The 23,782-nt window shown below is 56.2% G+C and carries 23 protein-coding genes and 6 tRNA genes; 22 read left to right on the plus strand and 7 right to left on the minus strand.

Annotated features, from left to right (window positions below; genetic code table 11):
* Positions 1-62: 62 nt before the first annotated feature.
* The 8 genes from V6L79_RS09365 to V6L79_RS09400 all read left to right on the plus strand — a co-directional run bounded on the left by V6L79_RS09365 (position 63) and on the right by V6L79_RS09400 (position 6,840).
* On the plus strand, positions 63-1,007 hold the full coding sequence (locus V6L79_RS09365; RefSeq protein WP_338580118.1) for an alpha/beta fold hydrolase: 945 nt from the start codon (positions 63-65) through the stop codon (positions 1,005-1,007).
* A gap of 244 nt (positions 1,008-1,251) precedes the next feature.
* Positions 1,252-1,770, plus strand: a complete 519-nt coding sequence (rraA, locus tag V6L79_RS09370) for a ribonuclease E activity regulator RraA (RefSeq protein ID WP_338580119.1) — start codon at positions 1,252-1,254, stop codon at positions 1,768-1,770.
* A gap of 24 nt (positions 1,771-1,794) precedes the next feature.
* Entirely contained in the window at positions 1,795-2,790 is a 996-nt protein-coding gene (locus V6L79_RS09375) for a CorA family divalent cation transporter (protein ID WP_321835966.1), read from the plus strand.
* 63 nt (positions 2,791-2,853) lie between these two features.
* The gene (locus tag V6L79_RS09380; protein WP_261741315.1) at positions 2,854-3,099 is read left to right on the plus strand and encodes a CrfX protein; all 246 of its coding nucleotides are present in this window, start codon (positions 2,854-2,856) and stop codon (positions 3,097-3,099) included.
* Positions 3,100-3,101: 2 nt separating this feature from the next.
* Positions 3,102-3,926: a mechanosensitive ion channel family protein gene (locus tag V6L79_RS09385; protein ID WP_261741316.1), complete on the plus strand. Its 825-nt coding sequence runs from the start codon at positions 3,102-3,104 to the stop codon at positions 3,924-3,926.
* A 91-nt stretch (positions 3,927-4,017) separates the two neighbouring features.
* Positions 4,018-4,608 (plus strand): RNA polymerase sigma factor SigX, encoded by a 591-nt coding sequence (sigX, locus tag V6L79_RS09390; RefSeq protein WP_029611289.1) that lies wholly within the window; start codon positions 4,018-4,020, stop codon positions 4,606-4,608.
* Positions 4,609-4,714: 106 nt separating this feature from the next.
* Positions 4,715-5,692 (plus strand): OmpA family protein, encoded by a 978-nt coding sequence (locus tag V6L79_RS09395; protein ID WP_261741317.1) that lies wholly within the window; start codon positions 4,715-4,717, stop codon positions 5,690-5,692.
* A gap of 122 nt (positions 5,693-5,814) precedes the next feature.
* Positions 5,815-6,840 (plus strand): quinone-dependent dihydroorotate dehydrogenase, encoded by a 1,026-nt coding sequence (locus tag V6L79_RS09400; protein WP_261741318.1) that lies wholly within the window; start codon positions 5,815-5,817, stop codon positions 6,838-6,840.
* A 128-nt stretch (positions 6,841-6,968) separates the two neighbouring features.
* Here V6L79_RS09400 and rmf read toward each other — a convergent pair whose 3' ends face one another.
* The gene (gene rmf, locus V6L79_RS09405) at positions 6,969-7,184 is read right to left on the minus strand and encodes a ribosome modulation factor (protein WP_261741319.1); all 216 of its coding nucleotides are present in this window, start codon (positions 7,182-7,184) and stop codon (positions 6,969-6,971) included.
* Between the two features lie 143 nt (positions 7,185-7,327).
* On the minus strand, positions 7,328-7,543 hold the full coding sequence (locus V6L79_RS09410; RefSeq protein ID WP_261741320.1) for a hypothetical protein: 216 nt from the start codon (positions 7,541-7,543) through the stop codon (positions 7,328-7,330).
* A gap of 181 nt (positions 7,544-7,724) precedes the next feature.
* On the opposite strand from V6L79_RS09410, the gene rlmKL reads away from it, so the two are divergent.
* Positions 7,725-9,995 carry a bifunctional 23S rRNA (guanine(2069)-N(7))-methyltransferase RlmK/23S rRNA (guanine(2445)-N(2))-methyltransferase RlmL gene (rlmKL, locus tag V6L79_RS09415; RefSeq protein WP_321836641.1) on the plus strand — a complete coding sequence of 757 codons (2,271 nt, stop codon included), beginning with the start codon at positions 7,725-7,727 and terminating at the stop codon, positions 9,993-9,995.
* Between the two features lie 191 nt (positions 9,996-10,186).
* Here the strand turns inward: rlmKL and dacB are convergent, their stop codons facing one another.
* Positions 10,187-11,653 carry a D-alanyl-D-alanine carboxypeptidase/D-alanyl-D-alanine-endopeptidase gene (gene dacB / locus V6L79_RS09420; RefSeq protein ID WP_261741322.1) on the minus strand — a complete coding sequence of 489 codons (1,467 nt, stop codon included), beginning with the start codon at positions 11,651-11,653 and terminating at the stop codon, positions 10,187-10,189.
* A gap of 233 nt (positions 11,654-11,886) precedes the next feature.
* Here dacB and V6L79_RS09425 point away from each other — a divergent pair, with 233 nt between their 5' ends.
* Positions 11,887-12,231, plus strand: coding sequence for a YggL family protein (locus V6L79_RS09425; protein WP_261741323.1), 345 nt, complete (start codon positions 11,887-11,889; stop codon positions 12,229-12,231).
* Between the two features lie 151 nt (positions 12,232-12,382).
* Here V6L79_RS09425 and V6L79_RS09430 read toward each other — a convergent pair whose 3' ends face one another.
* The gene (locus V6L79_RS09430; RefSeq protein ID WP_261741324.1) at positions 12,383-13,141 is read right to left on the minus strand and encodes a hypothetical protein; all 759 of its coding nucleotides are present in this window, start codon (positions 13,139-13,141) and stop codon (positions 12,383-12,385) included.
* Positions 13,142-13,471: 330 nt separating this feature from the next.
* Between V6L79_RS09430 and V6L79_RS09435 the strand changes: the two genes are divergently transcribed.
* The 10 genes from V6L79_RS09435 to V6L79_RS09480 all read left to right on the plus strand — a co-directional run bounded on the left by V6L79_RS09435 (position 13,472) and on the right by V6L79_RS09480 (position 18,268).
* Positions 13,472-13,547 (plus strand) — tRNA-Glu (locus tag V6L79_RS09435).
* Positions 13,548-13,549: 2 nt separating this feature from the next.
* Positions 13,550-13,625: transfer RNA gene (locus V6L79_RS09440), tRNA-Gly, on the plus strand.
* Between the two features lie 101 nt (positions 13,626-13,726).
* Positions 13,727-13,802 (plus strand) — tRNA-Glu (locus V6L79_RS09445).
* 5 nt (positions 13,803-13,807) lie between these two features.
* A tRNA-Gly gene (locus V6L79_RS09450) sits at positions 13,808-13,883 on the plus strand.
* Positions 13,884-13,984: 101 nt separating this feature from the next.
* Positions 13,985-14,060 (plus strand) — tRNA-Glu (locus tag V6L79_RS09455).
* Between the two features lie 5 nt (positions 14,061-14,065).
* A tRNA-Gly gene (locus V6L79_RS09460) sits at positions 14,066-14,141 on the plus strand.
* A gap of 245 nt (positions 14,142-14,386) precedes the next feature.
* Positions 14,387-15,409, plus strand: coding sequence for an ABC transporter substrate-binding protein (locus tag V6L79_RS09465; RefSeq protein ID WP_261741325.1), 1,023 nt, complete (start codon positions 14,387-14,389; stop codon positions 15,407-15,409).
* A 21-nt stretch (positions 15,410-15,430) separates the two neighbouring features.
* Positions 15,431-16,282 carry a proline/glycine betaine ABC transporter permease gene (locus V6L79_RS09470; RefSeq protein WP_261741326.1) on the plus strand — a complete coding sequence of 284 codons (852 nt, stop codon included), beginning with the start codon at positions 15,431-15,433 and terminating at the stop codon, positions 16,280-16,282.
* Positions 16,279-17,109: a glycine betaine/L-proline ABC transporter ATP-binding protein gene (locus V6L79_RS09475; protein WP_261741327.1), complete on the plus strand. Its 831-nt coding sequence runs from the start codon at positions 16,279-16,281 to the stop codon at positions 17,107-17,109. The genes V6L79_RS09470 and V6L79_RS09475 overlap by 4 nt, the downstream gene beginning before the upstream one ends.
* Before the next feature lie 121 nt (positions 17,110-17,230).
* Positions 17,231-18,268, plus strand: coding sequence for a hypothetical protein (locus V6L79_RS09480; protein ID WP_338580121.1), 1,038 nt, complete (start codon positions 17,231-17,233; stop codon positions 18,266-18,268).
* On the opposite strand, the gene V6L79_RS09485 is transcribed toward V6L79_RS09480, so the two are convergent.
* The gene (locus tag V6L79_RS09485; protein WP_338580122.1) at positions 18,265-18,891 is read right to left on the minus strand and encodes an alanyl-tRNA editing protein; all 627 of its coding nucleotides are present in this window, start codon (positions 18,889-18,891) and stop codon (positions 18,265-18,267) included. The genes V6L79_RS09480 and V6L79_RS09485 overlap by 4 nt on opposite strands.
* Positions 18,892-18,978: 87 nt before the next feature.
* Between V6L79_RS09485 and V6L79_RS09490 the strand changes: the two genes are divergently transcribed.
* Positions 18,979-19,923, plus strand: a complete 945-nt coding sequence (locus V6L79_RS09490; RefSeq protein ID WP_261741331.1) for a LysR family transcriptional regulator — start codon at positions 18,979-18,981, stop codon at positions 19,921-19,923.
* A gap of 118 nt (positions 19,924-20,041) precedes the next feature.
* Here the strand turns inward: V6L79_RS09490 and V6L79_RS09495 are convergent, their stop codons facing one another.
* On the minus strand, positions 20,042-20,458 hold the full coding sequence (locus tag V6L79_RS09495; protein ID WP_261741332.1) for a PA2817 family protein: 417 nt from the start codon (positions 20,456-20,458) through the stop codon (positions 20,042-20,044).
* A gap of 63 nt (positions 20,459-20,521) precedes the next feature.
* The gene (locus V6L79_RS09500; RefSeq protein ID WP_338580123.1) at positions 20,522-22,969 is read right to left on the minus strand and encodes an acyl-CoA dehydrogenase; all 2,448 of its coding nucleotides are present in this window, start codon (positions 22,967-22,969) and stop codon (positions 20,522-20,524) included.
* Between the two features lie 151 nt (positions 22,970-23,120).
* Between V6L79_RS09500 and V6L79_RS09505 the strand changes: the two genes are divergently transcribed.
* Complete coding sequence (locus V6L79_RS09505) at positions 23,121-23,747, plus strand: glutathione S-transferase family protein (protein ID WP_261741334.1); 627 nt, start codon at positions 23,121-23,123, stop codon at positions 23,745-23,747.
* Positions 23,748-23,782: the final 35 nt, after the last annotated feature.

Genomic DNA, 23,782 nt, shown 5'->3' on the forward strand with positions numbered 1-23,782 from the left:
CTTTATAAGCAGTGGTAGGGCGAGTTCCTGAGTGAAGTCGCCCTTTTTTGTGCAAGAGCATTATGCAAAGCAGCAGTCTCCTTTTTCCCGTTGCCCTGATTAGCGCTGAGCGTCGGGGCGATTTGAGCGAAGACGTTTATCGCTTGAAACCCGCCAACAGCCCGGATATTTCCGTTGAGCTGGTGGTGACTCGACTGGGCATGGCCGACGATAGCGAAGTGCGGGGCGTGCCGGTCATCCTGTTACATGGCAGCTTTTCCAATCGACGTTTCTGGTACTCGCCTAAAGGCGTGGGGCTCGGGGCGTTTTTGGCTCGTGCCGGGTTTGATGTGTGGCTGCCTGAAATGCGCGGTCACGGTCTTTCGTCGCGCAATATTGCCTGGGGCAAAAACCGCGTGGCGGATTACGCTCGCTACGATTTGCCTGCCATCGTGGCATTTGTGCGCGAGTTGAGCGGTCAGGTTCCGCACTGGATTGGTCATTCCCAGGGCGCCATCAGTTTGGCCGCGGCTCTCGGGGGGCAATACCTGAGCGATAAGGACGTGGCGTCGGCAGCGTTCTTCGGCTGCCAGATCAATCGCCGCTATTGGTCGCTGAAAATTCCGCCGGTGCAGTGGGGTGCTTATTTGTTGTTGAAGCGCTTCAAGCAGCTATCAGGTACGCGGCTTAAGCGTGGGCCGGAAGATGAGCCGATCAGCATCGCTCTGGAAACCTTGCGCTGGAATGGCTTTATGGGGCGTTTCAAGGACGCCGAGCAAGACTGGTGGGCAGGGTTGGCCGAGGTTCAGGTACCCGCTCTGGTGGTGGCCGCTGTGGGTGATCGGCAAACACCGGAGTGGGCATGCCGAAAGTTGTTCGATCAATTGGGTTCAGAGCAGCGCAAGTTCGTGTCCCTAGGGCGTGAGCACGGTTTCAGCTCTGACTTCAGCCATGTCGAAATGCTGGTCAGCCAGCCCGCTCAGCAAGAAGTGTGGCCGTTGGTGCGTAATTGGTTGAGCGAGCTGTAGCCGCTGCTGCTTCGCAGGCAGGAGTAACAGAAAATTTCAACCGTGGGAGCGAGCCTGCTCGCGAACGACTTTCGCGAGCAGGCTCGCTCCCACAAGAGTGGTTGATTTGTGACGCGATTGGCGAGCTTGGTCATACTTTGTTGCTTTAATCCAGACTGGCTCTCATGGTGGGGTGCTGTGAATCTATAAAGCCAGCCTTCACCAAAGCGTCTATAACCATAGTGCTACCGTTGTTTTGACTGTTATGCCCACCCTGAACAGGAGATTTCCCGTGAATCACTACATCACTCCCGATCTGTGCGATGCCTACCCTGAGTTGGTACAGGTGCTTGAACCGATGTTCAGCAACTTTGGCGGGCGCGACTCCTTTGGTGGCGAGATCGTGACCATCAAGTGTTTCGAGGACAACTCCCGGGTCAAGGAACAGGCAGAGCTCGAGGGTCAGGGCAAAGTGCTGGTAGTGGATGGTGGAGGCTCTCTGCGCCACGCCTTGCTGGGCGACATGATTGCCGAGAGGGCTGCGAAAAATGGCTGGGAAGGCATAGTGATTTACGGCTGTATCCGCGATGTCGATGTGCTCGCTCAAACTGATCTCGGGGTGCAGGCCTTGGCCAGTCATCCGCTCAAGAGCGTCAGGCGCGGTGTGGGTGATGTGAATGTGCCGGTGACGTTTGCCGGCGTCACGTTCCGCCCCGGAGAATTCATTTATGCCGACAACAATGGCGTTATCATTTCACCAACTGCTCTGAAAATGCCGGGCTAAACGTATTACTACTAAGGATCACGGATGTTCGAGGACGAAAACGCTCAATGGGGGCTGGTGCATGCGCTGGTGTTGGATGGGGAAGGCGGTGCGCGTGCGATTGCACGTACCGAACTGAACGATCTGCAGTTGCAGCCTCACGAAAGTGTCTGGTTGCACTGGGATCGCAGTCACCCGCAGACCCAGAGCTGGCTCCGTGATTCGAGCGGTTTAAGTGATTTCAGCTGTGATTTGCTGCTTGAAGAAAATACCCGTCCGCGCTTGGTGTCGTTGCCCAACAATGAGCTGCTGCTGTTTATGCGTGGGGTCAACCTGAACCCTGGTGCAGAGCCGGAAGACATGGTTTCACTGCGTATTTTCGGCAGTGCGCAGCGGGTTATCTCGCTGCGCATGCGTCCGTTGCGGGCTACCGATGAGCTGCTCGGTGAGTTTTCCCAAGGTGAAGGCCCGAAAACCCCTTCTGAGTTGATCCTGTATCTGGCCCAGCACCTGACGTTGAAGGTGCAGGATTTGATCGGAGATCTATCAGAAATCGTCGACGACGAAGAAGATAAGATAGATGCCGACGAACGGTATACCCCCGACCACAACTCCATTTTGCAGGTTCGTCGAAGGGCTGCCGCCTTGCGTCGTTTTCTGGCCCCGCAGCGGGATATTTTCGGACAGCTAACCCGTATCAAATTGCCGTGGTTTAGCGCAGATGATTCCGACTACTGGAACGAATTGAACAACAGCCTGACCCGCTATCTGGAAGAGCTTGAGCTGACCCGCGAGCGTGTGGGGCTGGTGCTGGAGTCTGAAGATCGGCGTTTGAACGTGCGCATGAGCCGCATCATGTATCGCTTCGGCGTACTCACGGGGATCTTCCTGCCGATCACCTTTATTACCGGTTTGCTGGGGATCAATGTGGGGGGCGTACCGTTCTCCAATGACCCTTATGGTTTTGCGGTGACCTGCAGTGTGATGCTGATTATCGGAGCGGGGCAGTGGTGGTTTTATCGCCGCTTGCAATGGCTTTGAGTGGGGCGAATGTGACCCCGGTAAAAGTCCCTGCGTCTTTTACTGACTTACCGAGAGGTGCTTATGCACGATCCGTTTGAACAGTCTTTACGTGAAATGCTCAAAGCGCCTACGTCAAATCGTGACGACGACGCTTGCCTGGGCCGCGTACTGAAAACCGCTAACCGTCAGGTTGGCGCGGGAGACCTTTTCAGTCTGCTGGGGCGTTGGGTACAAGCACTGATGATTGCTTTGAACAGCGGTTCGGCTCATATTGCGCCCGTTTCGCGGCGCAAACCTGCTGCTCGTCCTGTTGATAAGGCTGATTGAACATGGAATTGAATGTCTGGACCCAAAGCCTGGTCGCGGCAATGACTGCCTTGTGGACCAAGATTGCCAACTTTATTCCCAACCTTTTCGGGGCGTTGGTCGTGGTACTGCTGGGCTTCGTGGTTGCAAAACTGCTTGACGCCCTGCTGTCGAAGTTGCTCGCCAAACTGGGCCTTGATCGCCTGATGGGCGGGACGGGTCTTACCAAAATACTGGCGCGGGTCGGTATTCAAGTGCCGATTTCGACGTTGATCGGCAAAATCGTGTACTGGTTTGTGCTGTTGGTATTTCTGGTTTCGGCGGCGCAGTCACTGGGCCTCGATCGAGTGTCGTCTGCGTTGGACTTGCTGACGGTATATCTGCCCAAGGTCTTTGGTGCGCTGCTGGTCTTGCTGGCCGGTGTGCTGCTGGCACAGGTGCTCAATGGCCTGGTACGCGGGGCTGCCGAAAGTGTAGGTTTTGATTACGCCGGTGGTTTGGGTCGGGTTACTCAAGGCCTGGTCATTATCATCAGTATATCGGTGGCTATTAGCCAGCTAGAGGTCAAAACCGACCTGCTGAACCATGTCATCGTGATCGTGCTGATTACCGTTGGTCTGGCCATTGCTCTGGCAATGGGGCTGGGTAGCCGGGAAATTGCGGGGCAGATACTTGCCGGGATCTATGTGCGTGAGTTGTATCAAGTTGGGCAGGAAGTACGAGTAGGCGGGGTCGAAGGGCAGATCGAAGAGATCGGCACGGTTAAAACCACGTTGCTGACCGATGAGGGTGAGCTAGTCTCCCTCTCGAATCGGATCTTGCTGGAACAGCACGTAACCAGTCGCTGATGCGGCAAACCCTGCTAATGTACGCCGCCGCGAAAAAGCCTTGATTTACAGGCTGCGGCGGACATTGACCTGACTGTTGGCACAACTCGTTTTGAATAAAGCCCAATCGCTATCCATGCGCTATGACCCCCGCGAGCTCTCTGATGAGGAGCTGGTGGCGCGCTCGCATGATGAGTTGTTTCACGTGACGCGCGCCTATGAAGAGCTGATGCGGCGTTACCAACGAACTTTGTTCAACGTTTGTTCAAGGTATTTAGGGAACGATAGGGACGCTGATGATGTCTGTCAGGAAGTAATGCTTAAAGTGCTGTACGGTTTGAAAAATTTCGAAGGCAAATCGAAATTCAAGACATGGCTATATAGCATCACTTACAACGAATGCATTACGCAGTATCGCAAGGAACGGCGAAAGCGTCGCTTGATGGACGCATTAAGTATTGACCCCCTCGAGGAAGCGTCCGAAGAAAAGGCGCCGAAACCTGAGGAAAAGGGCGGACTTGATCGCTGGCTGGTGCATGTGAACCCGATTGATCGGGAAATTTTAGTGCTGCGTTTTGTCGCAGAACTGGAATTTCAGGAAATCGCAGACATAATGCATATGGGTTTGAGTGCGACAAAAATGCGTTACAAGCGCGCTCTAGATAAATTGCGTGAGAAATTTGCGGGTATTGCTGAAACTTAGTTCAGCGCAAATGGCTCTACGTGTAGGCAAGGTCTGATAGACTTGCCGCCGAGTTGTCCCCCGGTATGTGGGACTGCTTTACAATCACCAGATGGGGATTTAACGGATGAAACTGAAAAACACCTTGGGCATTGCCATTGGTTCCTTTGTAGCCGCAACTTCGTTCGGTGCCCTGGCACAAGGCCAAGGCGCGGTCGAGGGTGAACTGTTCTACAAAAAACAGTACAACGACAGCGTCAATCACGTAGAAGACGGCTTCAACCCAGGCGCATCGATCGGTTACTTCCTGACCGACGACGTTTCGTTGAACCTGACCTACGACAAAACCAACCACACCCGTTCGAATGACGGCACTGGCAACCAGAAAATCAAAGGCGACAACTTTGGTCTGAACGCTCAGTACCACTTCGGCACCGTAGGCGACGCTCTGCGTCCATACGTTTCCGGTGGTGTTGCTCACAAGAGCATGACCAACGTTGAGGCTGATGGCCACAGCGGTCGCGATCACTCTACTTTCCTGACTGCAGGCGCCGGTGTTAAGTGGTACATCACTGACAACCTGTTCGCCCGTGCAGGCGTTGAAGCTGACTACAAACTGGACAACGGCAAGTGGGACTACGCTCCTACTGTTGGCCTGGGTGTGAACTTCGGCGGCAACGGCGGTAAAGTAGCTCCTGCTCCAGTTCCAGCTCCAGCACCAATCGCTGAGCCAGAGCCAGAAGCTCCGATCGCTGAAGTTGTTCGCGTTGAACTTGACGTGAAATTCGACTTCGACAAGTCGGTTGTTAAATCGCAGTACATGCCTGACATCAACAACGTTGCTGATTTCATGAAGCAGTACCCTGCGACCAACACCACTGTTGCTGGTTACACTGACAGCGTAGGTCCAGACGCCTACAACCAGAAACTGTCGCAGCGTCGTGCTGACGCTGTTCGTGCAGCTCTGGTTAACCAAGGTGTTGCAGCTAACCGTGTAGACGCAGTCGGCCACGGTAAAGCCAACCCAGTTGCAAGCAACGCAACTGAAGAAGGCCGTGCTCTGAACCGTCGCGTAGAAGCTACCGTTCAAGCAGAAGCTAAGTAATTTTTTAGCTCGGCTGTTCAGAAAAACCCGGCTTAGGCCGGGTTTTTCTTTGCCTGTGATTTAGCGGGCCGCACAGCTATAATTGCGTTCTTTTCAAACTACCCTTTGAGTCCAATCAGCCCATGTATAACCTGGCCCGCCAGTTGCTCTTCAAACTCTCCCCTGAAACCTCTCACGATCTGTCTTTGGACTTGATCGGTGCGGGCGGCCGTCTTGGGCTTAACGGTTTGTTGTGCAAGGCGCCGGCAAGGTTGCCAGTGACGGTGATGGGGCTCGATTTTCCGAACCCGGTCGGGCTGGCCGCGGGGCTGGATAAAAACGGTGCAGCCATCGATGGTTTTGCACAGCTGGGCTTTGGTTTCGTTGAGGTTGGCACGGTCACGCCGCGCCCTCAGCCGGGCAATCCAAAGCCACGAATTTTCCGCTTGCCTGAAGCGCAGGCAATCATCAATCGCATGGGTTTTAACAACCTCGGGGTTGATCACTTGCTGACGCGGGTTCAGGCAGCCAAGTACAAGGGCATTCTGGGGATCAATATCGGCAAGAACTTCGATACCCCGGTGGAGCGTGCAGTCGATGACTACTTGATCTGCCTGGACAAGGTGTATGCCCACGCCAGCTATGTGACGGTGAACGTCAGCTCGCCGAACACGCCTGGTCTGCGCAGCCTGCAATTTGGCGATTCGCTCAAGCAGTTGCTCGAAGCCCTGCAGTTGCGTCAGAACGAACTGACGCAGCGCCACGGAAAGCGCGTACCGCTGGCGATCAAGATTGCCCCTGACATGACTGACGAAGAAACCGTGCTCGTGGCTCAGGCGCTGCTTGAGACGGGTATGGACGCAGTTATTGCCACCAACACCACCTTGAGTCGTGTGGGTGTTGAGGGTATGGAACATGGTGACGAGGCGGGTGGCTTGTCGGGTGCGCCAGTACGGGAAAAAAGCACTCACACGGTCCAGGTGCTGGCAGGTGAACTGGCAGGCCGGATGCCGATCATTGCTGCAGGCGGGATCACTGAAGGCAAGCACGCAGCAGAGAAAATCGCTGCGGGTGCGAGCCTGGTGCAGATCTACTCGGGCTTTATCTACAAAGGCCCGGCCTTGATTCGCGAAGCAGTCGATGCCATTTCTGCCTTGCCTCGAAAATAAGTAGCGACGTAACAGACAGGCAATAAAAAGGGCTCCCCTAAGGAGCCCCTGGGCCGAAGCCCGCCGCCTGGATAGGGCGGCAAGGTTGAGTCGTTACAGCTTAGAGGTGATGTCGGATTTGCCCAGAGTTAGCCGACGGCGTGAAGTTCGTTGAGTTTGTGGATGCCCGCAGTGCCAGTCATACCGTCCCAGTTGTCGCCGCGTCCTTCGCGCCAGCCGTTAATCCAGGCTTGGCGTACCGACGGTAGAGTAAAAGGGCAAAGCTCACGGGATTTTCCGTTAACACCGTATTGATATCCGCGTAAGAAAGCTTTTTCCAACGGATCACGCTTAAGTCTTCTCATAGGGTATTGCCCTCACTTGTTGACTGTTTTGTTTAGCGTCGACCTGACTGAGGTCGGGGCAGAGTGTTCTGCCGTTGGTGTGCTCGCTGCCGGCGTGGCGAGCATTTTGTTATGGCCTGTGCGGCGATAACCTGTGTTGAGTTCTAACCAATGCGCCAAGGCGTGTGAATGATCGTTTTGTCATAAGGACGTAACGATATTGGTGTTATGGCCATAAGTAAGGTCGTTTTTTCGCCGCCGAAAACGGCCAAAGCCTGATAGGGCGAGTGTTTACAAAGATGATGCGTTTCATTCTCTGCTGCGAATATCCGCCTGTTTTGCTGGGGCACTATTCGACGAAGGGTCTGAATATCACTCATCGTTTCTCCATGAATGACCTGCCTCTGCGTCTAAACTCTTCGTGCCTCAGGGCATGAATGACGCCTCGGTGGAATGGCACAGTTTCGTGCCACACGAGCGCTCTTCAAGAAAAGCGCTTGATTGAAAACGGAGCAGGCAATGCGTTGCCTTCTCACTGATAGCTAAAAGCCCAGGAATCCCATGTCGGATCGTTACGAACTCTTCCTTACCTGCCCCAAAGGCCTTGAAGGCCTGCTCCTCGAAGAGGCCACCGGCCTTGGCCTTGAGGAAGCTCGCGAGCATACCTCGGCCATTCGTGGCATGGCGGATATGGAAACTGCCTACCGCTTGTGTCTGTGGTCGCGCCTTGCAAACCGTGTGTTGCTGGTGCTCAAGCGCTTCCCGATGAAAGATGCGGAAGACCTGTACCACGGCGTTCTGGACATTGAGTGGCATGACCACATGGTCCCGGATGGCACGCTGGCCGTTGAATTCAGTGGTCACGGCTCGGGCATCGACAACACCCACTTTGGCGCCCTGAAAGTAAAAGACGCCATCGTCGACAAATTGCGTACGCCGTCTGGCGAGCGTCCGTCCATCGATAAGATCAGCCCCGACATGCGCATCCATTTGCGTCTGGATCGCGGTGAGGCGATTTTGTCCCTGGATCTGTCGGGTCACAGCTTGCACCAGCGTGGGTATCGTCTGCAGCAAGGTGCTGCACCGCTGAAGGAAAACCTCGCGGCGGCCATCCTGATTCGTGCAGGCTGGCCACGTCTGGCTGCCGAAGGCGCAGCCCTGGCTGACCCGATGTGTGGTGTGGGTACGTTCCTGGTTGAAGGCGCGATGATTGCAGCCGACATGGCACCCAACCTCAACCGCATTCACTGGGGTTTTGATGCCTGGCTCGGTCACGTGCCGGCCATCTGGAAAAAACTTCACCAGGAAGCGACTGAGCGTGCAGAAGCCGGTATGGCCAAGCCGCCGTTGTGGATTCGTGGTTATGAAGCCGACCCGCGCCTGATCCAGCCAGCGCGCAACAACATTGAACGTGCGGGCCTGAGCCACTGGATCAAAATCTACCAGGGTGAAGTGGCGACATTTGAGCCGCGCCCGGACCAGAACCAGAAAGGCCTGGTCATCTGCAACCCTCCGTACGGCGAACGTCTGGGTGACGAGGCGAGCTTGCTCTACCTCTACCAGAACCTTGGTGAGCGTCTGCGTCAGGCCTGTTTGAACTGGGAGGCTGCGGTGTTTACCGGTGCCCCGGATCTGGGCAAGCGCATGGGCATCCGTAGCCACAAACAGTATTCGTTCTGGAACGGCGCGTTGCCGTGCAAGCTGCTGTTGATCAAGGTTGTGCCGGATCAGTTCGTGACGGGTGAGCGACGTACCCCTGAGCAGCGTCAGATCGATCGCGAGCAGGCTGAGTCGGATCTGCCGTCGAACATCGAAGCGCCAGGCAAGTACGAGAAGTTCAACAAGAACGGCAACCCGATCAAGCCGGTTCCGGTGGTGATCGAGCAGCCGCGCTTGAGTGAAGGCGGGCAGATGTTTGCCAATCGCCTGCAAAAGAATCTCAAGGCACTGGGCAAGTGGGTCAAGCGCGAAGGCATCGATTGCTACCGTGTATATGATGCCGATATGCCTGAATACTCGATGGCTATCGACCTGTATCACGACTGGGTTCACGTCCAGGAATACGTGGCACCGAAATCAATTGACCCGGTAAAAGCCTCTGAACGCATGTTTGATGCCCTGGCGGCCATTCCGCAGGCGCTGAACATCGACAAGAACCGCGTGATCGTCAAGCGTCGCGAGCGTCAGAGCGGCACCAAGCAGTACGAGCGTCAAAGTGCTCAGGGCAAGTTCACCGAGGTCAATGAAGGCGGCGTTAAGCTGCTGGTGAACCTCACGGACTACCTGGACACCGGTCTGTTCCTGGATCACCGCCCAATGCGCATGCGTATTCAGAAAGAAGCTGAAGGCAAGCGCTTCCTCAACCTGTACTGCTACACCGCAACGGCCAGTGTGCATGCGGCAAAGGGCGGTGCGCGTAGCACTACCAGCGTCGACTTGTCGAAAACCTATCTGGATTGGGCGCGTCGCAACCTGTCCCTGAACGGCTTCTCGGACAAGAACCGCCTGGAGCAGGGCGATGTGATGGTATGGCTGGATGCCTGCCGTGAAGAGTACGACCTGATCTTTATCGATCCGCCGACCTTCTCCAACTCCAAGCGCATGGAAGGCATCTTCGATGTGCAGCGCGATCACGTGCAATTGCTGGATCTGGCCATGGCGCGTTTGGCGCCGGGTGGTGTGCTGTATTTCTCGAACAACTTCCGCAAATTCATCCTCGATGAAAACCTGGAAGCGCGTTATGCGGTCGAAGAAATTACTGCCAGCACTATCGATCCGGACTTTGCTCGTAACGGCAAAATCCACCGTGCCTGGAAAATCATGGCCCGCTAAGGGTGTGTGAGTGCTGGCCTGCCTGCTTCTTGTAGAGGTGGGCCTGTAGTGGGAGCGAGCCTGCTCGAGATGGCATCACCGCGGCTTTGCGTCTAACCGAGTCGCCTGCATCGCGAGCAGGCTCGCTCCCACAATAAAAAACGCCCCTGATCTTGCGATCAGGGGCGTTTTTTTATTGCCTGGCAAACGCCTTATTGCGCGATGGACACCGCACTGTTGGCTACTTGCGGCTGGCGATACAGGTCGAGCAGCACTTGGTCGAGAATCGCCGAAGCGCCCCATGGGCGGGGGTCGTTGAGGATAGCGACCACTGCCCAGGTGTTGCCGTTGCTGTCGCGGCTAAAGCCGGAAATTGCGCGCACGGTATTGAGCGTGCCGGTCTTGATATGTGCCTGGCCGTTCATGGCTGTGGTTTTCAGGCGTTTGCGCATGGTGCCGTCTTTGCCGGCAATCGGCATGGAGCTGATGAACTCGGCAGCGTAGGGGCTTTTCCAGGCTGCCTGGAGCATTTGTGCCATTTCACGGGCACTGACGCGCTCGGCCCGCGACAGGCCAGAGCCGTTCTCCATGACCAGGTGCGGGGCGGTAATGCCTTTCTTCGCTAGCCATTGGCGTACGACACGCTGGGCCGCTTTGGCGTCGTCACCGTCGGCATCGTTGCGGAACTGTGCTCCGAGGCTCAGGAACAACTGCTGGGCCATGGTGTTGTTGCTGTACTTGTTGATGTCGCGAATGATCTCGGCCAAGTCTGGCGAGAAGGCCCGCGCCAGCAATTTGGCATTTTTTGGCACGCTGGCCTGACGGTCCTGGCCCTGAATGCTGCCGCCCAGTTCTTTCCAGATGGCGCGTACCGCTCCAGCGGTGTAGGTCGCATGATCAAGCAGTGACAGATAGGTCTGCGAGTTGCAGCCATCGGCCAGTTGCCCGCTGACGGTGACCAGTACCGAGCCGTCAGCTTGCGTTACTGGGTTGTAGCGTACGTCACCGGTGCATTGCTTGGAGTTGAGGGCTTTTACCTGGTTGTCGATCTTGATGCTGGCAATCGGCGGCTCAACCGAGATCAGGACCTTGCCTGAGTCGTTGCGTGCCACGAAGCGCAGGGCTTTAAGGTTGACCATCAGTGAGTCGGGTTTGACCAGGAACGGTTTGTTCTTGTCATTGCCGTCGTCGTTGAATGCCGGGAGTTGCGGTTGTTCGAAGAAGTTGCGATCAAGCACCAGATCGCCGGTCACCTGCTGCACGCCATTGGCGCGCAGATCGCGCATCAGCAGCCAGAGCTTTTCCATGTTGAGCTTGGGATCGCCGCCGCCCTTGAGGTACAGGTTGCCTTGCAGGATCCCGTTGTTCAGGGTGCCATCTGTGTAGAACTCGGTTTTCCATTGATGGGTCGGGCCAAGCATTTCCAGAGCGGCGTAGGTGGTCACCAGCTTCATGGTGGAGGCCGGGTTCATGGATACATCGGCGTTGTAAACGGTTGGGATGCCGGGGCCGTTGAGTGGCAACAGGACAAGAGACAGTGCATCGTCCTGCAGTTTGTTGGTCTTGAGCGCTTGCTGAACTTTGGGCGAAAGAGTGGTGTTGACAGGGGCGGCGTTGGCGCCGAAGGCCAGTGGCAAAAACAGGCTGGCAAGAAACAGTGGCCGTAAAGATTTGATCATATGAAGTAAAACCCTGCAGGCGAGGGAAAAAAATAAGAGGGCATGATAATAAGTTCCCTCAATGGTCTTAAAAGTGTCGGCATTATGCCCCAAGCTTGTCGGGCTTGTGCATCCACCTGTTGCCGGGTTTGGCGGTTTAAGTATAGAAAACGATGAACCGTTCGCACGGAACCGGGCAAGGGTTCTCTTAAACTGCTAAAGTGCCGCCCGTTATTACTTAAGAGGATTGTTCAATGGCTACTAATCGTTCCCAGCGTCTGCGCAAAAAACTGTGCGTTGATGAATTTCAGGAGTTGGGTTTTGAGCTGAACCTGGATTTCAAAGAAGACCTGTCGGAAGAGGCTATCGATGCATTCCTGGCAGCTTTCCTGGCTGAAGCCATGGAAGCTAACGGCCTGGGTTATGTTGGCGGCGACGACTACGGTCTGGTTTGCCTGCAAAAGCGTGGCTCGGTCAGCGAAGAACAGCGTGCAGCTGTTGAATCCTGGTTGAAAGCGCGCCCAGAGCTGAGCAGCGTTGAAGTTAGCCCGCTGTTGGACGTGTGGTACCCGGAAAAGCCGATCAATCCGGTAGCCTGACGTCAAATATAAAGGCAGCCCAAGGGCTGCCTTTATATGTTTGCCCCTCTGACCTGTCCTGGGTCGAGCATCGAATTCCTTGGCCCTACTGCACGCAATGATCTGCGTGATTTCGCGTGGGCCAGTGTTTCGTAGCAGCTGCACATATGCCTCAGTCGTAGATGGACTTTTTCTTCCAGTCAGCATCGGTGTCGTCTGTTTTCAGGCCTTCGGTCAATTCGTTGACTTCTTCCGTAGTCGGCTCAAGAGTGCTCAGCACCTGTGCGTTGGCGCGTGCCAGTTGCGCTTCGAAATCCTTTATCTGAGCGTTGTACATGGCGGGTACCGGCTGTTTGCGCAAGTACTGCACGGCGCGCTCAAAGGCCAAGCGTGCTTGTGCTGGCTGGTCCTTCTGCAGGGCGATTTTGCCCAGATTGTTAAAAAATTCGATATGCACAACGACCAGCAGGTGGCGGATCTCCTTGATCCACTGTTTGGCTTCGTTGGTCGGTAAATACCCATCCTTGGCCGCCCGGGTAATCTGACCGTGCAGGGTCTCAAGCAAAAAGCGCACGTCCTTGGCTTTGGCTTCAGTCAGGATAGGATTCGGCGGGTTGTTGACAGGTATCGACTCGCCTTTGGCAATCAGCCCATTGAGTTCGGTTACCTGGGCTTTTAGCGCCGCGCTGGATTTTTGCAGGAGCAGCAGGCGCTGTGTCGCATTGAGCTCAAGGCGTGTCAGCAGCAGCTTGAGGCCAGGTGACATCAGTTGCCCGGGAAAGGTCTCGTTGACCTCGCTGCAGCGACGTATACGGTCGTTGAACTCGACCTTGAGGCGAGCTTTTTCCAGTTTGTTGTTTTCCACAACATGGTTCATGTAGACGATAGCGATCAATAGTGCGATCCCGACGACGACAAGCAGGGCGATCATGGAAGGCGTCAACGTTAAAACCTCTTCTGGGTGTGGATGCGCTGTCTCGGTGAGATCTGCCGGCCTGACTATATAGAGGCTTAGGATCGATGTGCAGCAAACTGCCATCACTGAGGCCCGGCAATCATAGCGCCTTGTAGGGTGTCGGAATATAGGCGCCAGGAGCTTGGCTTGCGCCTATGTACGAAAATGCCTTAATAGTCGGGAAGTCATTGATTTCAATATATTTTCATATTGGGGTTGACGACCTTCCAATCCATCCCTAGAATGCGCGCCAATTGCAGCGTAAAGCGAACAGCCAAACGCATGTAACCAGTGAAGTTGTAGCGTGTCCCCTTCGTCTAGTGGCCTAGGACACCGCCCTTTCACGGCGGTAACAGGGGTTCGAGTCCCCTAGGGGACGCCATTGCGGGAATAGCTCAGTTGGTAGAGCACGACCTTGCCAAGGTCGGGGTCGCGAGTTCGAGTCTCGTTTCCCGCTCCATTTTTAAGCAGCTTTGCTCTCGGGCGAAGTTGAGTGAAAGCCAAGACATCAGCTTTTGTTGATGATCTGGCACTGAAACGTACTTGTATGTTTCGGGCAACGTCCCCTTCGTCTAGTGGCCTAGGACACCGCCCTTTCACGGCGGTAACAGGGGTTCGAGTCCCCTAGGGGACGCCATTATTGCGGGAATAGCTCAGTTGGTAGAGCACGACCTTGCCAAGGTCGGGGTCGCGAGTTCGAGTCTCGTTTCCCGCTCCATTTTTAAGCAGCTTTGCTCTCGGGCGAAGTTGAGTGAAAGCAAAGACATCAGCTTTTGTTGGTGATCTGGCACTGAAACGTACTTGTATGTTTCGGGCAACGTCCCCTTCGTCTAGTGGCCTAGGACACCGCCCTTTCACGGCGGTAACAGGGGTTCGAGTCCCCTAGGGGACGCCATTATTGCGGGAATAGCTCAGTTGGTAGAGCACGACCTTGCCAAGGTCGGGGTCGCGAGTTCGAGTCTCGTTTCCCGCTCCAAATTTTGTTTTTTGGAGCTACGCAGTTTCAAAAAACACACAGAAAGCAGCCTTAGGGCTGCTTTTTGCGTTTCTGCGTTTCTATTTTCCAGCGAGCATCCGTTCGGTGTGCTCTGAATCGCTATCTGAATTTCAGCGGCTACGCTACAGGTGTGGCGGGGATTCATTTGCCCGACTGTTGAGTGCGCGCAAGGAAATGCTACTTGCTTAATCACGCCTCTTGGGCGGATCAACAAGAGAATCTGTATGAACAATGTGAAGAAGTGGCTCGGCGGGCCGCTATTGGCGTTTTTGCTTCTCACGCAGCCGGTGCTGGCCGACAACTCGGCAGCGCCGGTTCACTTCGGTGACATTACCTGGGAGAGCGGCAGCCTGATCACTGAAGTGCTGCGCCTGATCACCGAAAAAGGCTACGGCGTTGCAACCGACACCTTGCCCGGCAGCACCGTGAGCCTGGAGGCCGCCCTGGCCAAAAACGACATTCAAGTCATTGGCGAAGAGTGGGCCGGGCGCAGCCCCGTGTGGATCAAGGCTGAAGCCGAGGGCAAGGTTTTCGGTTTGGGAGACATCGTCAAGAACGCCAGTGAAGGCTGGTGGGTGCCCGAATATGTGATCAAGGGCGACCCGGAAAAAGGCATCAAGGCGTTGGCCCCGGACTTGAAGTCGGTAAATGATTTGGCCCGCTACAAAGACGTGTTTCGCGATCAGGAAGACCCGACCCGTGGTCGCTTCCTCAATAGCCCTACCGGTTGGACCTCCGAAACTGTGAACAGCCAGAAGCTCAAGGCTTACGGGCTGGACAAGGATTTCGTCAACTTCCGCACCGGATCAGGCGCGGCGCTGGATGCCGAAGTCAGCTCCTCGATTCGTCGTGGCAAGCCGGTGTTGTTCTACTACTGGTCACCGACCCCGCTGATCGGGCGCTACAAATTGATCAAGCTCGAAGAACCAGCCTTTGACGCCGAAGCCTGGAAGACCCTGGCTGACGTCAACAACCCCAACCCCAAGGGCACGCGCTCATTACCGGCAAAGCTGGCGATTGGCGTATCAGCACCTTTCAAAGCCCAATACCCGCAATTGGTCGAGTTTTATCAAAAGGTCGATTTCCCTATTGAGTTGCTCAACACGACCCTGGCCCAGATGAGCGAGAAACGCACCGAGCCGCGTAAGGCTGCCGAAGCCTTTTTGCGCGAACAACCGCAAATCTGGCATGCCTGGGTGACCCCGCAAGCGGCTGAAAAAGTCGATGCAGCGCTCAAGTCCAACTAACCCATTGAACACGAGCACGGCATGTTTCCTGACAATCTGACGTTTTCCATCGCTGGATGGGTCAATGACGGGGTCGATGCGCTGGTCAGCAACTACGGCGATGTGTTCCGGCACATCTCCGAAACGCTGCTGTGGGCCATCATCAATCTCGAGCATCTGCTACGCATAACGCCCTGGTGGCTGATGCTGGCCATCGTTGGCGCGATTACCTGGCATGCCACGCGTAAAATTCTCGGCACGCTGTTGATTGTCGGTCTGCTGTTTCTGGTGGGCGCGGTTGGTCTGTGGGACAAGTTGATGCAAACCCTGGCGCTGATGATGGTGGCCACGGTTATTTCGGTATTGCTGGGGATCCCTCTGGGAATCCTGGCTGCACGTAGCAACCGCCTGCGTTCTGTATTGATACCGCTGCTGGATATCATGCAGACCATGCCCAGCTTCGTATACCTGATTCCGGTGCTGATGCTGTTTGGTCTGGGCAAGGTTCCGGCAATCTTCGCCACGGTGATTTATGCCGTACCGCCGCTGATCCGTCTGACCGATCTGGGCTTGCGTCAGGTTGACCGTGAAGTGATGGAGGCGATCAACGCCTTTGGGGCAAACCCTTGGCAGCAGTTGTTTGGCGTGCAATTGCCATTGGCCATGCCCAGCATCATGGCCGGTATCAACCAGACCACCATGATGGCATTGTCGATGGTAGTGATCGCTTCGATGATCGGTGCCCGAGGCCTGGGCGAGGATGTGCTGGTGGGCATTCAAACCCTCAACGTTGGCAAAGGGCTGGAAGCCGGATTGGCTATCGTCATTCTGGCAGTGGTCATTGACCGTATAACCCAAGCGTATGGCCGACCTCGGCATGGAGGCCAACAATGAGTGAAGTGGCGATCAACAAGATCGAAGTACGTAACGTGTTCAAGGTGTTCGGCAACCGCGAGAAGGAGGTGCTGGCACTGATCCGGGATGGCAAGAGCAAGGATGAGGTGTTGGCCAGAACCGGCTGTGTGATTGGTATCAACGATCTGTCGCTGTCGATTCGCGCCGGTGAAGTGTTTGTCATCATGGGCCTGTCCGGCTCGGGGAAATCCACGCTGGTGCGGCATTTGAACCGTTTGATCGACCCTACCAGCGGCCAGATTCTGGTGGATGGAGAGAATATTCTTGAGTACGACATGCCTGCCTTGCGCCATTTTCGGCGACACAAAATCAGCATGGTGTTTCAAAATTTCGGCCTGCTACCCCATCGCAACGTCTTGGAAAACGTCGCTTATGGCCTCAAGGTGCGGGGCGAAACCCAGGCCCGGTGCGATGAGCGGGCGCGACACTGGGTGTCAGTTGTAGGGCTACAAGGCTATGAACAGGCCTTTATTCACCAACTGTCGGGTGGTATGCGCCAGCGCGTGGGGCTGGCGCGGGCACTAGCGACTGACACCGATATCATCCTGATGGATGAAGCCTTCAGTGCTCTTGACCCATTGATTAGGGCCGAGATGCAGGATCAATTGCTGGCGCTGCAACGCACGCTGCAAAAGACCATCGTTTTTATCACCCATGATCTGGACGAGGCGCTGCGCATCGGCAATCGCATCGCCATCCTCAAGGACGGGCAACTGGTTCAGGTGGGCACCGCACAGGACATTCTGCTGACGCCTGCCGATGACTATGTCGATCGTTTTGTTCAGCGTCGTCGCGTCAGCGCTTAGCGCCATATATCCGGCTACTACCTTGCAGGTCGCTGCATTGCGTTGAATCGCGAGATCAGGTTTGGCAGACACACTCGTTAAAAGCCAGGCCGCCTCTTGTGATTCAAACAATGGATTGGCCATGAAAACACTCTCTTCAACGCCTGACTTGATTGCCCGCTACTCGCTGCTGGGCAGCTTTGCCGAGCATGACTTTGCTCTACGCCCCACCTTTCAAGGCGTGATTGCCCAGCTCTTCAAGAGCCTGCTGCAAGATCAGTATCCGAACCTTGATACTGGCAGTGCGGTGCTCTGGATACGAGAGCCTGCTGCAGGTGCCACTGACGAAATAGTCGATGTGGGTGAAGAGGCGGAGGGTGGCAGACGTCAGCCCTTGACCTCCTATCGCCGTCTTGAAAGGGGAGAGTGGGTGACGATCAGCGCCACCAAAACACCTCAACCGATCCCGGTATTGATCTCTCAAAGTAAAAATCTGTCGAGGTTGATGATCGACGGCAGGGCTTTGCTGGCGCGAGTGGATGGCGCGATCCTGGAGAACAGGGCGCGGGCAGTGCCCTCAAAAATACCGATCGAACTTGAAAAAATCATGGAGTTCAAGGCGCGTTCGCTGGAAGACATTGCTCAGAAAATTGATCAAGTGGTGGCCACCGACAGTGTGGAATTTACCGCGTTGGAGCAGGAGGACAAGACCGCAACGCCGACGTTGAGCCACGAACTCAAGGCCAGCGCCCTCCGTTTACGAGCGGAAGGACGAGCATTGCGGATCAGTCTGATTAAAAAACTGCCGCCCACCGGTACCGGTGTTGAATACCTCAAGGCTCAGGGGGAGGTGAGTATCGCGGCTGAAGGGCCGCGGCAGCATCTGTTCAAGGGACCGCGCAAGGACTACCTGCAAGAGTTCAGCATCAAGGATCGTGATGGCAGCCCATTATGGTTTGCTCATGTTCACTACAAGGCTCAGGGCTCTGCGGTGAATGATTTTGAGGTGGCGCATCTGAAATTTGCCGATCAGCGTTTTTTGAGTGAGAAGGCCCTGTATGCCAAGGCCCGGAACCCTGACGACTACATCGCGGTATATCGAGCGAACATGGACCGCGATTTGGTTAATCGGGTTTTCTTTGCCGTACTCAAGGACGTTCAGCCAAGAGAAAGCCCTTAATCGAGATGGTAGCGAACCGAGAGCACGCCTTTTTTCAGGGTCACGGACAGCACTCTGACAGCCTGTAGTTCACCCAGCGAGCGCACATGGGTACCGCCGCACGGATACCCCGGCAAGTCGCCAAAGCTGATGGCCCTTTGCTGGGAGTCGAGGTTCAGCTGACGCGGCAAGTCTGCACTGATCCAGCGTTCAAGTTGTTGCTCGATGGCTAGCGCTTCCAACGGTTGAGCGTCATCGCCGGGGGTGAAGCTGACACGGCATTCGCCTGGCCAGTGATGTGCCTTGGTCGGCAGCCAACCGGCCTGTTCCCCCACCACACCAATCAAGTGCCCGGCGCTGTGCAGCCGAGCGTTGAGGTGGCGGCGGGGGGCGTCCACCTGCGCACGGGCCGGGCCAAGTGCTACGACCTGTTTGACGTAATGCACGATGGCGTCTTGCTCTTGCAGCACTTTGACCACTTCACTGTCACCGATATGGCCCAGGTCGCATTGCTGCCCTCCACCTTGAGGATGAAAAGGGGTGGCTTGCACGGTGACGGCAAATCCGTCTTCGTGGGGGGTGCAACTGATCACGTTGATATCGGCAATCAGTGCATCGTCGGTAAAAAACAGGCGTTGGGTCATTGCGGTTTCCTGGTCGGTTTCTTTTTTTAGTATAGAGTTGCGCCTCAATTGTGATAATCCGCCTAAATTTCAATGGGCCTGTGCGCTGTGAGCATAAATCTACCTGTGTCGTTACTGGCCGAAATGGTGATGTTTGTGAAGGTGGTCGAGGCCGGTAGCTTCTCCGAAGTGGCGCGTCAGCTAGGGACTTCGCCCTCGGCGGTCAGTCGTAGTGTTTCCCGTCTGGAGAAAGCCCTGGCGATCCGTTTGCTACAACGCACCACGCGTAAATTACGCCTGAGCGATGAGGGTGAAGAGGTCTTCAAACGCTGCTGTGAGGTGGCGGGGGCTGCGCAGTCAGTGATGGACCTCAGTGGGCGTTTTACCCAGAGTGCCGAAGGCCTGATTCGGGTCAGCGTGCCCAAGGCGGTGGGGCGGTATGTGATTCACCCGCATATGCCCGAGTTTTTGCGGTGCTACCCAAAAGTCGATGTGCAATTGATTCTGGAAGACCGCTATGTCGACCTGATTGATGACAACGTTGACTTGAGTATTCGTATTACCGACCAGCCGCCACCAGGGCTGGTGGGGCGTCAGTTGTTCCCGATCGAGCATGTGCTGTGTGCCACGCCCTCTTACCTGGCAGAACACGGGGTGCCGACGCAGCCTGAAGACTTGCGTGGGCACAGCTGTATTTATCTGGGGGAAACACCAGCCGATGCGCGATGGAAATTCAAACAGGGCGCCAGAACGGTTACCGTTGGAGTGCGCGGGCGTTATGCGGCCAACCACACCGGGGTGCGACTGGATGCGGTATTGCAACACATAGGGATTGGAAGCTTGCCGTATTTCACGGCGCGCCAGGCGCTGGAACAAGGGCAGGTCGTGCAAGTGTTGCCCGAGTGGAGTTTTATTGCTTCCTACCACGGCGGAGCATGGTTGCTGCATGCCCCTTCGCGTTACCTGCCGCCAAAAATGCGGGTGTTTATCGATTTTCTGGTGGAGCGACTGGCGCAGGAACCAACCCTGGAAATTTGGCGTTCGCGGGTGTAGCCGCTGAGGAGCGCAGCCTTCGTGCCTCGGCAGCGGCTACAGGGCTTTCGATTTTTGGCAGTAGCAAAAAAAAGCCCGCCAGGTAAACCGGGCGGGCTTTGAATATTCAGTAGGGCAATCAGTGCTTCGGGCTGTCTTCAGACACAGGCATCGCCATCAGCTGTTTTTCCTGATTCCAGTCGAACGGTTCATCGTTCTGTTCAGCTTCGTGACGACGCTCTTCCAGCGCCTCATACATGTCCAGCTCCTCATCCGACAGGAAGTTGAAGCAGGCGCCGCCGAAGTACCACAGCAGGTCACGCGGGACGAGGTGGGCGATCTGTGGGTAGCGTTCGATAACCTGGCACATGATGTCCTGGCCCAGATACTGGCTGTTGATCGGGTCAACCGGCAGCGAACTGCGCATATCGTCAAAGCGTTCCAGAAACAACGCGTGGCTTTCCTCAGGGATCTGCTCAGCGTCACCGACAGCAACCAGAATGCTGCGCAGAATGTCGAGCAAGACGAGGTTGTGGTTCAGATCGTTGGTGGCCATTGCGGGTGTCCTCTAGAGCAAAACGGGCGCCGGAGTATAAAGCCCCCGGCGCCGGTTGTCCTGTTAGCGAATCTTTCCTTCGCTGTGGCTCAGTTCCTCCTTGGAGAAGTCATCCACATCAATCACCTTGCGACGCGCGGCTTCTGCGGTGCGCAACGTCTGGGCTTCAGCCGGTTGCAACACCCCGGCTTGCAGCGCCGCATCGATGGACGGTTCTCCTGCCGCCGGTTTGACCTGACCGCTTTTCAGCGCATCGTGGAGTTTTTTGTGCAGCGGGCGCGCCTCGTTGAGCAGGTCGCAGGCATGCTGCAGAGCACCCACGGCGTCATCCGGCGATTGCGGGCGATAGCAACCCGCGAGCACCGCCTCAAGGGTTGGATCACCTTTGGCACGCCCCAGTACCGCAGCGACTTCAGCATCCAGTGCGTCTGAAGGCCCGGTATGGCGTCGGCCAAACGGAAACACCACACCGCGCAGTAAAAAGCCCAGAGCGCGGCTTGGGAAGTTTTTCAGCAGTTCATCCAGTGCGCGCTCGGCATGCCCCAGGCTTTCCTCCATGGCCCATTTGAACAGCGGGTCGAGGTGTGCAGGTGAGTCGAGGTCGTGATAACGCTTGAGCGCAGCGCTGGCCAAGTACATATGGCTCAGCACATCACCCAGCCGCGCCGACAAACGCTCGCGGCGTTTCAACTCGCCGCCCAGCAGCATCATGCTCAAGTCGGCGAGCAGTGCAAAAGCGGCAGCCTGACGGTTCAGTGCGCGGAAATAACCCTGGCTCAAGGCGTTGCCCGGTACATGCTCAAAACGACCAAGGCCCAGGTTCAAGACAAAGGTGCTGGCTTTGTTGCTGATCGCAAAACCGATGTGCTTGAGCAGCAGGGCGTCAAATTCCAGCAAGGCCTGATCTTTGTCTTCGCGCGCCGCCAGGGCCATTTCTTTCAACACAAAGGGGTGACAACGGATGGCGCCCTGACCAAAAATCATCAGGTTGCGCGACAGAATGTTCGCGCCTTCCACGGTGATAAAGATCGGCGCGCCCTGCCAGTTGCGGCCCAGGTAGTTGTTGGGCCCCATGATGATGCCCTTGCCACCGTGAACATCCATTGCGTGGCTGATGCATTCGCGGCCGCGCTCGGTGAGGTGGTACTTGAGAATCGCCGACAGTACCGAAGGTTTTTCGCCAAGATCCACCGCGTTGGCGGTGAGCATGCGTGCGCTATCCATCAGCCAAGCGTTGCCGCCAATGCGCGCCAAGGCTTCCTGGATACCTTCGAAAGCGGCCAGTGGCACATTGAATTGCTCGCGCACCTGAGCGTATTGCCCGGTTACCAGACTGGTGAACTTGGCGGCGCCGGTGCCCACCGCAGGCAGTGAAATAGAGCGCCCGACCGACAGGCAATTCATCAGCATCATCCAGCCTTTGCCGAGCATTTCCTGGCCGCCGATCAAGTAGTCCAGCGGGATAAACACATCTTTGCCCGAGTTCGGGCCATTCATGAACGCTGCGCCCAAAGGCAAATGGCGACGGCCAATCTCAACCCCGGGGGTATCGGTGGGGATCAAGGCCAGGCTGATGCCCAAGTCTTCCTTGTCGCCCAGCAGGTGCTCCGGGTCGTGGGCCTTGAACGCCAGCCCAAGCAGGGTCGCGACCGGGCCGAGGGTGATGTAGCGTTTTTCCCAGTTCAGGCGCAGGCCGATGACTTCTTCGCCTTGCCACTGGCCTTTGCAAATAATCCCGGTGTCGGGCATTGCCCCGGCATCGGAGCCTGCCAGCGGGCCGGTCAGGGCAAAGCAAGGGATGTCATCGCCACGGGCCAGGCGCGGCAGGTAATGGTTGCGTTGCTCGTCGGTGCCGTAATGCAGCAACAGTTCGGCCGGGCCCAGGGAGTTGGGCACCATCACGGTGGAAGCAAGGTCGCCGCTACGAGTGGCCAGCTTCATCGCGACCTGGGAGTGGGCGTAGGCCGAGAAGCCCTTGCCGCCGTAGGCTTTTGGGATAATCAAGGCAAAGAAGCCATGTTCCTTGATATGCGCCCAGGCGTGCGGTGGTAAATCCATGGCCTGACCGATTTCCCAGTCGCTGACCATCGCACACAGCTCTTCAGTGGGGCCATCGATAAAGGCTTGTTCTTCTTCGGTGAGCTGGGCCTTGGGGTAGGCCAACAGCTGGTTCCAGTCGGGGCGGCCGCTAAACAGCTGGCCATCCCACCAGACTGTGCCGGCGTCTATCGCATCGCGCTCGGTTTGCGACATCGGCGGCAGGGTTTTTTGAAACCAGTTGAATAACGGGGCGGTAAACAGTTTGCGCCGCAAGTCTGGTAACAGCAGCAGAGCGGTGGGCGCTGCCAGCAACAGCCAAAGGATCGCCAGCAACCACCCCGGCACATGGCCGATAACACCCATCGCCAGCAAATACACTGCGACCACGGCAATGGTCGTCAGGGGGGCGATGCGTCGATGCGCCATATAGGCGATGCCAACAATCAAAACCAATATCCACAACAACAGCATATTCAATCCTCCATGAAACCAGGGGCGTGCACCCTTGTGAGCTTAGTCGCAACTTTCGATCAGGGTCGTAAGGATAGTGACCATGCGTTGGAGACGGAGTTCGTCATCCCGGCGTAGACTCCTTCGGCGTCTATCAATCAGGAGCCAGATCATGCTGAAAGTGTGGGGTCGCAAGAATTCGTCGAACGTTCGAAAAGCATTGTGGTGTGTCGAAGAGTTGGCGTTGCCGTATAGCCGGGTAGAGGCGGGCGGTGCATTTGGCGTCGTCAACAGCCCTGAGTATCGGGCGTTGAACCCTAATGGCCAGGTGCCGGTGATCGAGGAAGACGACGGTTTTGTGCTGTGGGAATCGAACACCATTGTGCGTTATCTCGCGGCCCGATACGGGGCGGACACGTCCTGGTACCCGACCGATGCCCGTGTCCGGGCTCAGGCTGACAAGTGGATGGACTGGACCAGCACCTCGTTTGCCGGGGTTTTTCGCACGGTGTTCTGGGGTGTCTTGCGCACGCCTGCCGAACAGCAGGACTGGGTGGCCATTAACGCTGCGATTAACGCCTGCGCTGAGTTGCTGGCTATTGCGGATCGGGCTCTGGCGGAAAAACCCTACTTGTCCGGTGATGAAATCGGCATGGGCGATATCCCGCTGGGCTCTTTCATTTATGCCTGGTTTGAAATGCCCATCGAACGCCCGGCCCTGCCGCATTTGGCTGCCTGGTATGAGCGCCTGAAGCTGCGTCCGGCCTACCGAAATGCAGTGATGACCGCGTTGACTTAATAGCCACTATTAATACGGGCGACTGTACTTGTGCG

The sequence above is a fragment of the Pseudomonas sp. ML2-2023-6 genome, from assembly GCF_037055265.1.
GTDB classification, from domain to species: Bacteria; Pseudomonadota; Gammaproteobacteria; order Pseudomonadales; family Pseudomonadaceae; genus Aquipseudomonas; species Aquipseudomonas kulmbachensis.